16 protein-coding genes are annotated in these 15,805 nt (G+C 50.0%); 7 read left to right on the top strand and 9 right to left on the bottom strand.

What is annotated here, in order from left to right; translation table 11 throughout:
- Positions 1 to 409 precede the first annotated feature (409 nt).
- The 6 genes from AC1DLI_RS09710 to AC1DLI_RS09685 form a co-directional block, all read right to left on the bottom strand.
- On the bottom strand, positions 410 to 709 hold the full coding sequence (locus tag AC1DLI_RS09710; protein WP_308997303.1) for a transposase: 300 nt from the start codon (positions 707 to 709) through the stop codon (positions 410 to 412).
- Positions 710 to 734: 25 nt separating this feature from the next.
- On the bottom strand, positions 735 to 878 hold the full coding sequence (locus AC1DLI_RS09705) for a hypothetical protein (RefSeq protein ID WP_308997304.1): 144 nt from the start codon (positions 876 to 878) through the stop codon (positions 735 to 737).
- A gap of 166 nt (positions 879 to 1,044) precedes the next feature.
- Positions 1,045 to 1,422 carry a zinc ribbon domain-containing protein gene (locus AC1DLI_RS09700; RefSeq protein ID WP_477601897.1) on the bottom strand — a complete coding sequence of 126 codons (378 nt, stop codon included), beginning with the start codon at positions 1,420 to 1,422 and terminating at the stop codon, positions 1,045 to 1,047.
- Positions 1,423 to 1,433: 11 nt separating this feature from the next.
- On the bottom strand, positions 1,434 to 2,042 hold the full coding sequence (locus AC1DLI_RS09695) for a TVP38/TMEM64 family protein (RefSeq protein ID WP_308997306.1): 609 nt from the start codon (positions 2,040 to 2,042) through the stop codon (positions 1,434 to 1,436).
- 15 nt (positions 2,043 to 2,057) lie between these two features.
- Entirely contained in the window at positions 2,058 to 3,251 is a 1,194-nt protein-coding gene (locus AC1DLI_RS09690; protein WP_477601894.1) for an MFS transporter, read from the bottom strand.
- An 18-nt stretch (positions 3,252 to 3,269) separates the two neighbouring features.
- A complete protein-coding gene (locus AC1DLI_RS09685) occupies positions 3,270 to 4,433 on the bottom strand; it encodes an MGDG synthase family glycosyltransferase (protein ID WP_477601892.1) in 1,164 nt (387 codons plus the stop codon).
- Between the two features lie 133 nt (positions 4,434 to 4,566).
- Here AC1DLI_RS09685 and AC1DLI_RS09680 point away from each other — a divergent pair, with 133 nt between their 5' ends.
- Positions 4,567 to 5,544 carry an aldo/keto reductase gene (locus AC1DLI_RS09680; RefSeq protein ID WP_477601890.1) on the top strand — a complete coding sequence of 326 codons (978 nt, stop codon included), beginning with the start codon at positions 4,567 to 4,569 and terminating at the stop codon, positions 5,542 to 5,544.
- Positions 5,545 to 5,601: 57 nt separating this feature from the next.
- Here AC1DLI_RS09680 and ilvA read toward each other — a convergent pair whose 3' ends face one another.
- Complete coding sequence (ilvA, locus tag AC1DLI_RS09675; RefSeq protein ID WP_477601888.1) at positions 5,602 to 6,870, bottom strand: threonine ammonia-lyase IlvA; 1,269 nt, start codon at positions 6,868 to 6,870, stop codon at positions 5,602 to 5,604.
- A gap of 121 nt (positions 6,871 to 6,991) precedes the next feature.
- Between ilvA and AC1DLI_RS09670 the strand changes: the two genes are divergently transcribed.
- The 6 genes from AC1DLI_RS09670 (at position 6,992) to AC1DLI_RS09645 (ending at position 12,198) form a co-directional block, all read left to right on the top strand.
- Positions 6,992 to 7,582: a hypothetical protein gene (locus tag AC1DLI_RS09670; RefSeq protein WP_477601886.1), complete on the top strand. Its 591-nt coding sequence runs from the start codon at positions 6,992 to 6,994 to the stop codon at positions 7,580 to 7,582.
- A gap of 587 nt (positions 7,583 to 8,169) precedes the next feature.
- The gene (locus AC1DLI_RS09665; protein ID WP_477601884.1) at positions 8,170 to 8,970 is read left to right on the top strand and encodes a hypothetical protein; all 801 of its coding nucleotides are present in this window, start codon (positions 8,170 to 8,172) and stop codon (positions 8,968 to 8,970) included.
- 32 nt (positions 8,971 to 9,002) lie between these two features.
- Positions 9,003 to 9,455: a flavodoxin gene (locus AC1DLI_RS09660; protein WP_477601882.1), complete on the top strand. Its 453-nt coding sequence runs from the start codon at positions 9,003 to 9,005 to the stop codon at positions 9,453 to 9,455.
- A 25-nt stretch (positions 9,456 to 9,480) separates the two neighbouring features.
- Positions 9,481 to 10,194, top strand: coding sequence for a hypothetical protein (locus tag AC1DLI_RS09655; protein ID WP_477601880.1), 714 nt, complete (start codon positions 9,481 to 9,483; stop codon positions 10,192 to 10,194).
- A 343-nt stretch (positions 10,195 to 10,537) separates the two neighbouring features.
- Positions 10,538 to 11,389, top strand: a complete 852-nt coding sequence (locus AC1DLI_RS09650; RefSeq protein ID WP_308997315.1) for an AraC family transcriptional regulator — start codon at positions 10,538 to 10,540, stop codon at positions 11,387 to 11,389.
- Between the two features lie 137 nt (positions 11,390 to 11,526).
- Positions 11,527 to 12,198: an SOS response-associated peptidase gene (locus AC1DLI_RS09645; RefSeq protein ID WP_308997316.1), complete on the top strand. Its 672-nt coding sequence runs from the start codon at positions 11,527 to 11,529 to the stop codon at positions 12,196 to 12,198.
- Between the two features lie 158 nt (positions 12,199 to 12,356).
- Here the strand turns inward: AC1DLI_RS09645 and AC1DLI_RS09640 are convergent, their stop codons facing one another.
- Complete coding sequence (locus tag AC1DLI_RS09640; RefSeq protein WP_477601877.1) at positions 12,357 to 13,349, bottom strand: electron transfer flavoprotein subunit alpha/FixB family protein; 993 nt, start codon at positions 13,347 to 13,349, stop codon at positions 12,357 to 12,359.
- Positions 13,350 to 14,817: 1,468 nt separating this feature from the next.
- Positions 14,818 to 15,666, bottom strand: a complete 849-nt coding sequence (locus AC1DLI_RS09635) for an electron transfer flavoprotein subunit beta/FixA family protein (RefSeq protein ID WP_477602363.1) — start codon at positions 15,664 to 15,666, stop codon at positions 14,818 to 14,820.
- Positions 15,667 to 15,805 lie beyond the last annotated feature (139 nt).

Below are 15,805 nucleotides of genomic sequence, written 5' to 3'. Positions count from 1 at the left end.
TGAACAGCACACGCCGGCTCTAAGCCGGCTGCGGGTGAGTAGGCAGCATACAAAACCCATTCAAGATATAACCGCCTTACGCTGTAGTTTACACAATAGAACCATCGATATACCACTTAACGTCTACCCAGCGTTGCAGTTTCTGCAATAGGGCAGCCTAAGCTCGCTTATGGCCTGCCTCAATGAGCTCATTCTATTGTATTTTCTGCATTGTAGGTTGCTCGCGGGGCTTAAATTTATGGTTTCTATTGTAGAATGTACAACAGAAGTCTTAACAAATAAAAACAGCAGGCTGGAAAACGCTATCGGGCGCTCCAACCTGCTGTTTTTTATATGGAGGTTGAATGCGCAGGGATAAATTTCTACGCCTATCTCCACACGGAGCTTTCAGCAGTATGATGCCTATCGGCTACTGATCGTCATCCGTTTTGTTGCTTCCCTCATGGCGGCGAGGATGCTGCATATGAGCTTCTGGATTATTGGCATTATCATGCGGCACCAATCGCGGATCGGTATGTCCTTCATGATGATTATTAAAGAAGAGCTCAACCAGCTGCCACTCTGTCGATCCAAGCATGGGATCAGCAGGGAATACATCTCCGCGTTCCAGCTGCTCCTCACGTCCCCACTCATTGCGATACGTGCCTTTTACTTCTACAGGTTCGCCTGACATGGGGTTCATCTCATGATGATCATTAGAATTGCTCATATAGTGTCAACCAACCTTCCTATACTTATAATCCGTGCTTGGGCACCGCTGCGCGATCGGCATCTGACTGCAGCTCGCTCGCTGATTGTTTGCTCGCTAGGTTGCGGTCTGCTTTCGATTGCGCTTTGCTTGCCGCTTTCTGTTGATCGGATGGCTGTTCGCCTGACATGAGATCACCCTCCTGAGAATTTCATTGGTATTCGTTGCCGCGAAACGGGCGCTGCCGCCGAAGCGGTTTCCGCCGTTTCGCTTGTCTTCACAAGAAGATCCTCTACAGTGTGCCACAAACGAAAGAAATGTATGAGTTCAGGCATTCGGCTCAGTTAAAGCGGGTTTTATTGCAGCTGCAGCCCGCAGGAGGGGCAGCTTGAATCACGTTCCGTGACGGTTTCGCTGCAGGCAGGGCAAGGCTCGGAAAAGGGTGCAAGGTTACCCGGGGCAATCTCTTTGGCAGAGTCCTTCCCTTTTTGGCTAATGGAGGAATCATCTGATTGTGATTGGGGCCGAAGGTGGGCGGGCGTGCCGAAAATCGTCTCCACCATCTCCTTTAGATCCTTATATTTGTCCGAATCGTCTGAAGCAATCCGCACAAACATAAACATGCCGGCGAGCAATACGCCGGCAATAATAAGCACGATCGCGGTCGCGCCAATGTCAAACCAAGACAGGAGCAGAGGCGGCATAGAAGCCGCCAAGCTAATCATTTTTGTCATACGCCGTCACCTCACCCATTTACCTGATAACGGGATTCAAGCCGTTTGCCGCCGAACCACATAACAAGCACAGCGGTGATCGAGACGAAAATACGCCAAGGTTCATCGACGAGATTGCCAATATCGAAGCTGATTAGCGAGATACAAAAAATCATAACTGCTTTTCCGAGCAGCGTCGCAAGCAAAAACGTATGGAAGGGCACCTTGCTTAAACCGGAGACGACCGTAATGATGACAGACGGCGTAAAAGGAAAGCAAGCGAGCAGAAACAGCGGCGTGAAGCCCTTCCGCTCAACCCAGTTGAAGAACCGTTCCGATTTTGGAAAGCGACGCTCCAAACGGCCTTTTACATTGCGGCCAAGCTTTCGGCTGATCCAGAATACAGTGATCGCACCGACAGTTACGCCGATCCATGAGAATAGAAACCCGAAGCCAAGGCCATATATGTTGGCGTTAGCGGCAATGATGAGAATTAACGGAAGGAAAGGGAGAAACGATTCAATCATTGGAAGCAGAATGCCCGGAAACGGGCCCCACTGCGAGTAGCTCTCCAGCGTCCACTGGATCGAATCCAGATCCAAATGCTTTATGTATTCGAGCCAATTGCGCCAATCATCCATAAATTTAACTCCGTTCTACTTGTTTATAGCTTTTTTACTTGCAGCAAACGCATGGAATGGGAAACATAAATAAAACAATCCAATGAGCCCAAAGAGGACGGCGCTAGTCCAAAATACAGCGACTTCTCCGTTCCATGCGGCAATCAGGCCGCCGGCAGCCGGACCTATCATGACACCGATTCCTTCGAAGGTGGAAAAAACCCCCCAGCCTAGCCCTTCTTGCTTAGGTGGCACGTAAGAGGCAAGCAGCGCATTCCATGCAGGCAAAATAGCGGAATAGGACAATCCAAGGACTGCCGATATAAGTAAACAATACCAGAACCCGAGACCCGAAGCCAGCATACATAAGCCTAGTGCGAACGCACCGAAGCCGGAGACAAGAAACCACTTTTTGCCGTTCATTTTGTCAGAGAGCTTTCCCATCGGAATGAGACCGGCAGCAGCAAGAATACCTCCCACGGTAAGAAGAACCGAGTATTGTGTGCCAGTCAGTCCGAGCTCTTGCTCCGCGAAGCTTGGCAATATGGGAACCAGCATGCTTGCTCCGGTCGTCTGCAAAATCATTCCCGGCAGCAGAAGCCGCATCGCGCGCAGTCTTCCCTTAAGAATGGCCAGCTGTTTGCGCAGCGGCAATCGGATAGGCGTATCAGCCCTTTCTTTGCTCATAAAGAGCGTCAGCAGGCATGCTGCCACGGACAAGCTGACAAGCAGGTTGTACGTAAACGATACGCTGACATCAAGTAAAATATTACATACGATCGGACCGCTTCCGAGTCCAGCCATCCAGATCGTGTAAAGAAGACCCATTTGGGCAGCGCGGCGTTGTTTGCTCACCTTTGTCAGGCACACAATCCAAATCGGTGACATCCCAATGCCGTATAAAGCCGCAGCGCCAATAAACATCCAAGGGAGCTCGGCAAATTGCAGGCAATAAACGCCGATCAGGGAAATCACAAGCCCTGCTTGCACCACGATCCGGGTGGAAAAACGGTCTAACAGATAGCCGGTTACCATTTTGAGCAGCGTGTCGACCAAATAGTGTGCAGAAATGGCAGCCCCGATGACATCGGGTGTGAGCCCTAATGTTTTTGCGCCGTATATGGGTAACAAACTGACGAGCACAGCACCTCTAACAAATTCCACAACGAACAAAATAACGGAGATAAGGCGCATCTCCGCTCCAAATGAGTAGCTTAGATTTGTACGCAAAGTCAGGCTCCTTATCTCTTATAGAGTCGATGCTTTCTCCATTATACTTATAGTGGATAAAATATCCAAAACAATGCTGTCAGCCGCTGTTTGCGAGGTTTGAAGCTGTTTGGTAGAGAGCTTGCTAATAGTTAGACGTAACGGATCATGGACGAGTTTCAAAATTTGGTCCGTCAACTCATTTACATCATCAGCGATAACAGCCGCCCCCTTGGAAGCGAGATATCGCGCGTTTTGCTTTTCTTGTCCAGGAACCGGACGGTAGATGAATAAGGGCAGACCCGCGGTAATGCCTTCTGAGAGGGTAACGCCGCCAGGCTTCGTAATGAGGCAATCCGAAATGGCCATGAGCTCATGAATCGGTTCAATAAAACCATATAGATGCAAGCGGGAGAAACAGGAATGGTCTTGGAATTGTTTTTCGATGCTTTCCTTCATAAGTAGATTGCGTCCGCATACGAGCGCGACTTGGACGTTAGGGTCATTCAGCAATCTGCTGCACATTTGGGCCACATCAGGCATGACACCTTGCGCACCTGTCATGATCAGGATGATCGGTTGATTGGGGTTAAGATTGTAACGTTCGTAGAGTTCGCTTGAAGCGGCGGTCGCACGGAAGCCGCTCTTAAGCGGGATGCCGGTAACTTGAACGGCGTGATTCGGAATGCCGAGCTGGGTAAGCTCGCGTTTTAAATCGTCCGTCGCGACATAATAGCGATCAATGCTTGGATGTACCCATCGGCCATGCAGATCGAAGTCCGTGATCACGGTAAAGCAGGGGGGATGGGAGTCCTTCCGACGTTTAAGCTCCGGCAGCGCGAAACCCGGAAAGGTATGAACGACGATATCCGGCTGCTCCGTCTGGAGAATGCGTCTTATTTTTTCTCTCCCAAAGGAGTGCAGCAAGCCGCCAAACCAAGAGTTATGCTTCATCGGCTTTGTGAAATCATACATCCAGCCATAGAGCGAGGGCATATGCGTATAGCTCTTTAAATAAAAACGTCTGGTGACCTCGTTCAGCCAAGGATGCGATTCCGCCATGAGATCGACCATTACCGTACGATGATTGCCATGCTCCTCCAAGGAGCTCTTAATCGCACGGGCAACCTGCAGGTGGCCTTCACCGTAAGATGCATACAAAATTAGGCATTTCGGCTGTGGATTGCTTTCGAAACGAATCATGGATACACCTCCTGAAGGTAGTGTAGCGGATGATTGTTATGCGAACGTGAACGGAATTTGGTTACTTTGTGTAATTTTTGTATAATAGATAAGCAATCCATCCTATTTCAAAATTGAAGGAGCGATGATTAGAGTGCAGTATACGAAATTGGGAAGATCAGGTCTTCGAGTAAGTCGATTATGTCTGGGTACGATGAATTTTGGCGTAGACACAGACGAAAAGGAATCATTTCGTATTTTAGATGCAGCATTGGATGCAGGCATTAATTTTATCGATACCGCAAATATTTACGGATGGGGCGAAAATGCAGGCCGTACCGAAGAAATCATCGGAAAATGGTTTCAAAAAGGTGACGGACGCCGCGAACGTACGGTTTTGGCTACAAAAGTATATGGTGATATGCATGACGCTCATGACGGACCTAACCGCGACGCAGGCTTATCCGCTTACAAAATTCGCAGACATTTGGAAGGTTCGCTTAAGCGCCTTCAAACGGATCATATAGAACTATATCAAATGCATCACGTTGACCGCAGCGTAAATTGGAGTGAGCTTTGGGGAGCTTTTGAAACGGCTGTTTCGCAAGGGAAGGTCGGCTACATAGGCTCAAGTAATTTTGCAGGTTGGGATATTGCGGTTGCACAGGGCGAAGCCAAGGCAAGGGGCTCCATTGGCCTTGTGTCCGAGCAGCATAAATACAACCTGTTATGCCGTTTGCCGGAGCTTGAAGTGCTGCCGGCTTCGAAGGAGCTGGGTCTTGGCGTAATCCCATGGAGCCCGCTAGACGGCGGTTTGCTTGCGGGCAATCATCGCCGCAAGGACGGAGGCCGCCGCAGCGGCGATTCAAAGCGTCTGGAGCAGCACCGTGATCAGCTCGATGCTTACGCGGCGTTTTGCGATGAGCTTGGCGAGCCCGAGGATCTTGTATCGCTGGCATGGCTTCTCGCCAATCCGGCTGTGACGGCACCAATTATCGGCGTTCGTACGCTGGATCAATTCGAGCGTTCTCTTCGCGCAGTAGAAATTTCCTTGGATGAATCGGCTCTCAAACGTATCGATGAAATATTCCCCGGCCCCGGCGGAGACGCGCCTCGCGCTTACGCCTGGTAAATGTAAAACGCCCCGTTTCCATAAGTGGAAGCGGGGCGTATTCGATTAAGCAGCGGATCAAATCAATAAATTAAACAGCACGGGGTCCTTGTTCAGCTCTAGAAATTGAAAGCCCTTCTTGGTCATCCGATCGACGAGCGGAGTGTAATCCTCTCTGTGCTTGAGCTCGATGCCAACGAGTGCGGGGCCGTTGTCCTTGTTCGATTTCTTTGTATACTCAAAGCGTGTAATATCATCATTAGGCCCGAGCACGCGGTCGAGAAATTCCCGGAGCGCTCCTGCACGTTGAGGAAAGCTCACCATAAAGTAGTGCTTGTAGCCTTCGTAAATGAGGGAGCGTTCTTTGATTTCCTGCATACGGTCGACATCGTTGTTGCCGCCGCTCACCACGCAGACGACTGTTTTTCCTTTAATTTGGTCGCGGTAGGCTTCCAGCGCGGCAATCGGCAGCGCACCGGCCGGCTCGGCTACAATCGCATTCTCATTGTACAGGTCCAGCATGGTTGTACATACTTTTCCTTCTGGCACGGCTATTACATCGTCGAGGAGCTCCCGGCAGATCTCAAACGTCAAATCGCCGATTCGCTTAACGGCTGCGCCGTCTACGAACTTATCGATTTGGTCGAGCGGGGTGACTTCGCCTGCGTCGAGCGAAGCTCTTAACGACTGAGCGCCTTCGGGCTCTACGCCGATCACCTTTGTGGACGGCGAGACGATTTTGGTATAGGAAGAAACGCCTGCTGCAAGTCCTCCGCCGCCGACGGTGACGAATACGAAATCGGGTACAGAATCGGCCGCTTCCATGAGCTCTTGACCTACTGTACCGTTTCCTGCGATGATTTTGGGATCGTCGAACGGATGAATAAAGGCCATGCCGCTGCGATTGCTCTCGGCCACAGCTTCCGCATAAGCATCGTCAAAGGTATCGCCGGTCAGAATGACCTCAACCTGAGAGCCGCCAAAGAAGCTGACCTGCGTCACCTTTTGGCGTGGGGTCGTGCTGGGCATATAGATTTTACCGGGAATACCGAGCGTTTGGCAGGAGTAAGCTACGCCCTGCGCGTGGTTGCCTGCGCTTGCGCATACAACGCCTTTGGCTAAGGTTTCTTGTCCGAGTGAACGCATCAAGTGATAGGCGCCGCGTATTTTGAACGAGCGAACGATTTGCAGATCCTCTCGTTTTAAAAGCAAATTGCAGTTGTAGCGCTCGGACAGCACGCGGTTATATTGAAGCGGCGTACGCGTTATGACATCCTTTAAGTGCATCTGCGCTTGCACGATATCTTCAAGTCCAATACGTTGCAGCGGTAAATTGTTCGTGTTCATAGGTGACCTTCCTTTCGGCTTTCGTGGATCAGCAACATAAATGAATGGATTCATTATAGCATTATCATCGCAAGTAAACGTATCGAAAATCACTAATTAATATTGCAAGGAGGGGTAAGAAATGGGGAGAATTATAAAAAGACTGCTTCTGCTCTTTATTGTCATTCTTTTGCTGCTTGGTGGCACTGCCTGGTGGATGCTGTCCTATATTGCGCCGGATGAGCAGCTTGATCTAAGCTATGAGCCGATTGATGTAAACGAAAAGGTGCTTGCTATGGTCAAGAAATTAAAGCCTGAACTTGTCCTTACGGAGGCAGATATTAACGATTTGATCAAAAAGCATCTGAAAGAAAAGTACGCAAGCGGGGAAGCGGGATCATCATCCGTGGTAATCGCGCAGGATACTCAGCTGGACGGAGCCAGCTTCGAGCTGGAAGAGAAGAAGCTGATCGCGCACATGAACGTTACCTATATGGGGCGAATTCCTGCAGCGCTTGAAGCGGAATATTCACTGGAATGGCAGTCTCCAAACATTGTACTAAAGCCGCAGTCGTTATCCTTAAAAAATACTAGCTTGCCCGTCAACATGCTAGAGACCATTAACGTTCCGCTTGATTTGCCTGCTCAGGACATTGTCACGGTGCGGGATATGCAGTTTTTGAAGGATCAGATTAAGGTACTGTTTAAGCTGCAATTGGAATTACGTTTATAGTTTGGAATAGAGGCAGATAAGAAACGGCAGGTCAAGGTATAAACCTTGGCCTGCCGTTTTCTCGTTGTTTTTGACGCTTGGATAGCCTGTAGCTGTATTTATTAACGATATACCGGCTGCTGTTGTTTGATACGTCATCCTATGTTTGTACTCTATCTATTGATTGGGTAATTAACAGGTTTAACTTTGAAATATCAACTATATTTTAGTAAATATGTGAATCGATTCGGAAGTGGATATTTGGAATATTTTAAAACTTAAAGAATTTGCAGGAAAGAAGGAGATGAATAAATGAATTGACATTCGTATTGAGAATAGTTATCATATATTCGAAAGTGATAATCATTATCACTTATGAAGAGGCAATTACATATTGACCTAAAGCGGGAGGCAAAGCTTATGGGCTTGCTTTATGAAATGGTTTTAAAAAAACGGAAATCGGCGTTCCTTTTACAAAAACAAAGTAAAAGAAATCAGCTTCTAAATGAAAACATACGCCAAATAATGCCCGAGCACGGGAGCAAATATATTGCACAGCAGCTTCAACATACAACAGACTAAAAAATCTTTTTGAAGGAGCAAGAGATATGCAAATTGAAAAAAGTAAACCTTGGAATTGGCTGCTCTTTCCCTTCTCATCGGTAAAGGCAGGACCTGACTGCTTGTTTGCCGCTTCAGTCGGTCACGGTATTTATCAAATCGATGCAGAAGGAAGCTGGGAGAAGCTGAGCCTTGGGTTGGACGATAACACCAATGTGAATCGCTTGCAGCTGCAGCATGACTTGCTGCATGCCTGCACAAGCAGCGGGCTTTACGAATGGAATGGCGAAGCATGGGACAATGACGGTTTATCGATCCCATGCTATCAATATCGCAAAATCGGCGGGACCAGCTATGCGGCTACTGAATATGGACTTTGGTCCAAATCGGGTAGCAAATGGGAGCAAATCGCATGCGAAGACAAGAAGGTCTACGATTTTATCAATTTGCCTCAGTATTTAATCATCGCGCATGAGAGCGGTATTTCGCTCTATGATCGTTTTATGGATGACTGGGCGCATTTTGAACTGGAAACGAGTGTTACGAGCTTAGCTGTTTTCAGAGGTCATTTGATCGGCACGAGTGACAAAGGCGAGCTCCTCATTGGAGATAAGAAAGGCAGATTCGATCGAATCCGATTCGGCAAGCCGTTTATTTTTTCGGTGCTTGCCAAAGGAAATGATATTTATGTATGCACGGACCGCGGACTGTTCCAACTCGCCTACATCTGCAATCAAATCACGCTGCTGTCTATTAAGCTGGGATGCCCGGTGACAGACATCGATATGCAGGGCGGCAACCTGTACATGGCGACACTCTTCGAAGGTATTCAAACCATGAATATTTAAAAATATAAAAGCAGGAAGCGGAGGAATGACAGATGCCGAAAGTACTTGTCGTTTATGCAAGCATGACGGGAAATACGGAAGAAATGGCAGAGGCCATTGCAGAGGGGGTTAAGCAAGCGGGAGCGGAGGTTGTTCTAAAAGAAGCCTTTGATGCTAGCGCAGCGGAGCTTAATGATTATGATGGCATCATCATTGGAGCATACACATGGGGAGACGGCGAGCTGCCGGATGAATTTATTGATTTTTACGACGAGATGAGCTCGCTTAATCTTAGCGGAAAGATAGCTGCCGCTTTTGGTTCGGGAGATACCTCGTATCCGATTTATTGCGCCGCGGTGGATATGATTGAGACGAAGCTCAAGGGGCTTGGCGCAGCCATTTCCGCTGAATGCATTAAGTTTGAATACAATGCGTCTGAAGATGAGAAAGAGCAAGGCCGAAGCCTTGGGCGTCAAATTGCGGGACTTGTAGCGGTAGCAGGATAATCATGAGAGAGGGGCGGCCTTTATAATGGAGCAGATTCCCACGGTATTAAGAGTTGAAGATTATAAGCTGGAAGAGCTGCTGCGCTGCCCCGACCGTTTTGCGAGCAGCAAGAAGGGCCGCAAGCGGGAAAGCGACGTCAACTGGAGACAAATGGTACAATACGCAGCCAGCCACAGCGTAAATGATTTCTACGGACTTCCTGAAGGGGCTCGTACGCAAGCGACGATTGAAGCATCCGTTGAGCATTGGTGGACGAATCGGAATTATAAGTTCCATTCTGATGAGCATTTTTTACAAATGAAGCAGACCGTTAAGGAGCAATTGACCGTTTTTTTACTTGGCGGTTCATGCCCGAGCATGCCTATTATTTTTTATGAACAGCTAACTGCTTACGTGGATGAGCTTGATTTGGAAATATCGCAAATTTTCCATTTGGTTTCCGTGGACCAAGAAGGCGCCGCAGATGATTATATCGTGCAGAAGCTGGCGGTCGATGTGGATGAGGATTCTCTCGATTTGCTCTTTCATATGACATCGGTGTTTTGCATGAGCGCCTTTGAGAAGCTTCCGACACGAATTGAAGTGCTATCCCTTCTCAGCGGTAAAAGGATTGTCTATGTGCCTGATGAGGAATCGCTGGAACGTTCCTATGATTATATGTATTTGATAAAAAGCCTGCTGCCTGAGGTCGACTTTTTCAAGGTCAATCCAGGGTCGGCGGTCCAATTCGTAATGTGAATAGACTAATAAATGAATAGAATTTACGTTAAGCCCCAAATGATTTCCGATTGCGGAAGAGTTGGGGGTTTTGTTTTGTTGTAGACAAATGAAACGGTTTTCAAGTAACATGGGCAGTAGTCATTTTTTGCATATTTACACATGGGAATCTAATTTTGTTGAGCAAAAAAACATAGGCAACGAAGTGAGTTTTGCTTCACGAGATTAAGCATCTGCTTACGAAGTCAGTGTTGCTTCGCAAAACAAAGCTTATGCTTACGAAGTAAGTTTTGCTTCGCAAAACAAAGCTTATGCTTACGAAGTAAGTTTTGCTTCGCAAAACTTTAGAAGGAGAGAGATTCGATTGTCAGAGGAGCTATTACTAACATTCCGTTCACCGCCGCTGCCGTTTTTCATAGAATCAAACCGTTTAACCTATCGCGCTGGCGAGGAGCATCCGAATCGGACGAATCTAGGCGTTTTTGATTTGCTGTTTGTGAATGAAGGGTCGCTGCATGTGGCTGAGGATAACCGAAGATGGACACTCGGTCCGGGCGATGTCCTGATTCTGAGACCAGACCGTTGGCATTATTCCACGCGTCCGTGCGAGGTGGATACGGTTTTTGACTGGATTCATTTCCAAACGGTCGGAGCTTGGGAGGAAACGGTCGGCAACCAAAGCGGCTCGCTGCGAGGCGATTATTATACGTATGCTATACGTTTACCCAAGCAGATGAAGCTTACCTATCCGGATGAAGCCAAGCTGATCTTCTCCCAGCTGCATGAAGCGGCTAAAAGCTCGTCGCATGGCGCATTCTGGGATCGTCAGCAGCGGTTTTTGCATTTGCTGCAAATGCTGGACGAGGGTTGGCGCTCGGATGCTGCCAAAGCAGCTGTATCGGTCGCGGAGCGGGCAGCCGCCTATTTGAAGCTGAATTATCGGAGCCCGATCAGCAACACGATGCTCAGCGATGTTCTTCAACTTCATACTAATTACATCACGCGCTGTATGACGGAGGTATTCGATTGTACGCCGCAGCAATATTTACTTTATTACAGATTAGATCAGGCAAAGCTTCTGCTCATCAAAACCGATTGGACGATCGCGCGGGTAGCGGAGGAAACAGGCTTCCGGCAGACGCCGCATTTCTCGAGACTTTTTGCGTCGCATACTGGTATGCCGCCGCTGAAATTCCGCAAAAGATTTACGATGTAGGCCATAGCAGGACAAAATGGCGGGAAACGGAGCTAAGGCTTCATTTCCCGCCATTTGTTTATTTTGCTCAGGACATTGCATAATTTTATTGTCTTTAACAGAAACTGGATTCAAACAACGTGTAAAGGGTGGTCGCGATGATTGAACGGTTTTCGTTAACGGCAGAAATTGGTGATATTGTTGAAATGTTTCAAGTAGGAAAGGTTATTCAGGGGCATACAAACCGATTTAATGTAGCACCTACGCAGACGGTGTCGATTGTCATGAATGATCGATTTGATCAAAGGACGATTCAGGAGTCACGATGGGGCTTGTTTCCTTTCTGGGCGAAGGATGCCGTAAATGCTGATCACAAGACACTGTCCGATAAGCCGTTTTTGGCACGTATGCTGCGGAGACAAAGATGCGTGCTGCCTTGCAGCGGTTTTTTTGGCCAAAAGCAATTTGGAAAAGAACGCGACCCGAGAGCGATGCACATCGTCGTTCCAAGCCAGCAGCTGTTCGGCATTGCCGGGATTTATGATTGCTGGAGAAACGTGAGCGGCAAAGAGGTGCGTGCCTTCACGATGATTACCGCAGCTTCGACGGGAGCGATGTCGGTGTGGCAGCCGCGTGTTCCGGTTATTTTGGACGAGGAGGGCATTGAGGACTGGCTCAATCCTCGAATTACGGAATTCAGCGGACTGCGCAAGCATTTAGAGGCCATGGATTCCTATCTGATGCGCGCGTATCCGGTTACGAATGCTGTGCATGACGATCTGTTCGAGTCGCCGGATTGCATCCGTGAGATCCGTCCTGATTTTGCTTAGAGAAGACTTCCCGGCGTCGAGCTGGAGATGCGAATCCTAGAAGCATACATTTACGTAAAAAGGTGCCGGTGTTGTATTTTCTACAACACAGGCACCTTTTTTGATGGGGTCACTTTGCGTTCATGCTTATTCGTGAGCTTACAGCTCCGAATTGAAGATCAAGCGCGTTCGCGCTGAAGTTCTGTCGTTAACAAGGGAACGACCTCGAATAAATCGCCTACGATTCCATAGTCGGCAATACCGAAAATAGGGGCCTCGGGATCTTTGTTGATCGCGACAATGACGCGGGATTGGCTCATGCCAGCCAGATGCTGGATGGCGCCGCTTATTCCGCATGCAATATAAAGCTGCGGAGTGACGACTTTCCCGGTTTGCCCAATTTGCAGCGCATAATCACAATAGCCGGCATCGCAGGCACCGCGCGAGGCTCCAACCGCGCCCCCGAGTGCTGCGGCCATAGCTTGCAGCGGCTCGAAGCCGGCTGCGCTGCGCACGCCTCGCCCGCCGGAAACGACGACGTCGGCTTCGGCCAGATCAAGCTGGCCGCCGGCGCGGCGCACGAGGCTGCGCACGGCGGTGTAGAGCGGCGGCACCGTGAACGGAAGCTCCGCGACGGTACCTGCAGCTTCGGCGGCGTCCAAAGGCTCTGCCGCCGGCAAATTGTTCGGGCGCACCGTGATGACCCACGGATGGCCCGGCACAAAGCTGCGCCGCTCGAACGCCTTGCCGGCGTAGAGCGGGCGGGTGAAGCCGACGTCGTCGCCATCGTCAGATGCTTCGATGGCGATGACGTCGGCGATGTGGCCGGCGCCAATGGCTGCGGCCACTCGGGGCGCGAGCTCGCGCCCCATAGCGGTGTGGCCGAGCAATAGCGCGTCAGGCTGCACCGCAGCCATGGCTGCGCCGAGGGCGGCGATGTACGCCTCGGGCGCAAAGGCGCGGAGGGAAGGGTCGTCGGCGATATGCACGACGGCCGCCCCCCGCGCGATTAGCGCGGCGGCTTCTTCCGCCGCGCCGCCGGAGCAGGCAAGGACGGCATGGACAGCGCCGTCCTTGCCTGCAAGCCGCCGAGCTGCGCCGAGTGCCTCCAGCGCCACCCGGCGGAGCGTACCGTTCCGGCTTTCGGCAAAAACAAGAATGGTTTTGGACATTGGATGCTGCTCCTCTCCCGTTACTTTTACGACAAACCAAGCTTGCTCATTACAACTAATTCAACCTCTGCTGTACTGCACGACACCAACTCATCGAAAGGAGGGATGCCCGCTGCCGTAACTATATCCACGAACCAGTAACTAGGCAGCTTGCAGCAGGAAAATACGTTAGACTATGTTGCTGTGCGTCTTCTTTTGCCTACTGTAATGGGAAGGCCTCAGTAGTTGAGGTTGGCTGCGGCGGCTTCGTCTGAGTTGTATCATAGCCTCGCGAAAAAAACTCACTCAGCTAGCACGGTTAGACTAACTCCTTATATTTAAGTATCTTAACTATCATTCGATGTGCTATCGCTCCTGGTAGTTAAGTCCCTTAACTACCATCAGTGTTCCGTGCCTACGCTGCATATTGTGCAACAGAAACCTTACATAAGAGCTCCAATGGTGAGCTACATTGCAGTTTATACAACGTATAGCCAATTTAGCGCCGTTGTAGCCGATTAGCTGCTGATTCTGCTGTACAAACTGCAGTGTAGCGCGGTTCTTCCGGTCCTTATGGGCATTCTATTGCACAAACTGCAGCGTAGCGCTGCACTTTCGCTCAAGATGTCATTCTATTGCACAAACTGCATTGTAGAGTATGGATAAGCTGTCGGGTTTGCAGAAGCCTCTAACAAACCAATATTAGTGTGTTTTTCCGTACTTTCGCTCCTGGTAGGTAGTTAAGTCCCTTAACTACCATCAGTGTTCATTGAGTACGCTGCATATTGTGCAACAGAAACCTTACATTCGAGCACCAATGGTGAGTTACATTGCAGTTTATACAATGGGATAGCCCAATAAGTGCCGTCGGAGCCGATTAGCTGCTGATTCTATTGCACAAACTGCAGCGTAGCGCGTTTCTTCCGGTCCTTAGGGGCATTCTATTGCACAAACTGCAGCGTAGCGCTGCTCTTTTTCTCCTTATGTCATTTTGTTGCACAAACGGCAGTTTAGGGCTGCGTATTCGCTCAAGATGTCATTCTGTTGCTCAAACTGCAGAGTAGAGTATGGATAAGCTGTCGGGTTTGCAGAAGCCTCTAACAAACCAATATTAGTGTGTTTTTCCGTACTTTCGCTCCTGGTAGGTAGTTAAGTCCCTTAACTACCTACCGTGTTCTTTGCCTGCGCTGCATTTTATGCAACAGAAACCTTACATTCGAGGCCCAATGGTGAGCTACATTGCAGTTTATACAACGGAATAGCCTAATAAGCGCCGTTGGAGCCGATTTGCTGCTGATTCTACTGTACAAACTGCAGCGTAGCGCGTTTCTTCCGGTCCTTAGGGGCATTCTATTGCACAAACTGCAGTGTAGAATGTGGGGAAGCTGACCGGTGTGCAAAAGCGCTGATATTAGCCCAGCTCAGCATTAGTGTGTTTTTCAGTTCTATCCCACTCGCCGAGCCCCGCCAGCTCCTATCACTCCTCCGCTCAAAGAGGAAGCTTCGCTTCCTCCCGCAGCAGCGACACCAGCGATGCGGCCTGCTCCGCTGGTGCGCCTGGCAGGCGTTTGCCTGCTGCGCGCGGCGGAGGCGGGAGCAGCTGCGAGCGAGAGGTGCGTGGCGAGACGCTTTCCGCGGAGAGCGCGCCGCTGCTCACCAGCTCTTGGAGCGTGACGGTGCGAAGCGGCTTTCGTTTCGCTTTCATGATGCCCGGCAGAGACGGATAGCGCGGCTCGTTTAAGCCCTGCTGGGCCGTAACGAGCGCAGGCAGCGGGAGCGATACGGTTTCGGTATCGCCTTCGATATCACGCTCAACGAGCGCATAACGCATGGCGCTTGATGCGCTAGCTTCAAGCAGTAAGCCCTCCTTTGGCAGAGAGCTGAGCTCGTCAGCGGTCAGGATCGTGAGTTTAACGGCGGAGGAGGCATGGGGCAGACCCAGCCGCTCCGCGATCTGCAAAGCGACGCTGCCAGCGCCGCTGTCTACCGCAAATAAGCCGGCCAGCAGCAGGTCAGGGGAGAGCGGCTTGATGATGGCAGCGAGCGCAGCGGCAACCGCGCTTCCGTCATCCGGCAAGGACCCGCTGTCGAGCCGTATCGCTTCATCCGCACCGATAGCGAGCGCGGTGCGGAGCGCATCCTGGGAACGCTCTGGGCCGCAAGTGACGGCAATGACCTCGCCCCCCAGCCGTTCCCGCTGGCGGAGCGCCTCCTCGAGCGCATATTCATCGTAAGGATTAATGACGAATTTGGCGTCTTTCTCGTCGACGCCAGCAGCAGTTACTATGATTTTCTCCTCGGTATCAAACGTTTGCTTGAGAAGCACCACTATTTTCAGCATAGAAGCTCCCTCACTTATACCGACATTTTGAAGACATGTTGAAGATACTGTCCATCATTGCTACGATATGTTTTTTCTAAAAGGATTAGACCGTTTTCTATCGCCCGGCGTGCGGCATGTTCGCGTTAAAAAGGAC

This window comes from Paenibacillus sp. 01T443, assembly GCF_056398325.1.
This window is presented reverse-complemented; position numbering and strand designations above follow the sequence as displayed.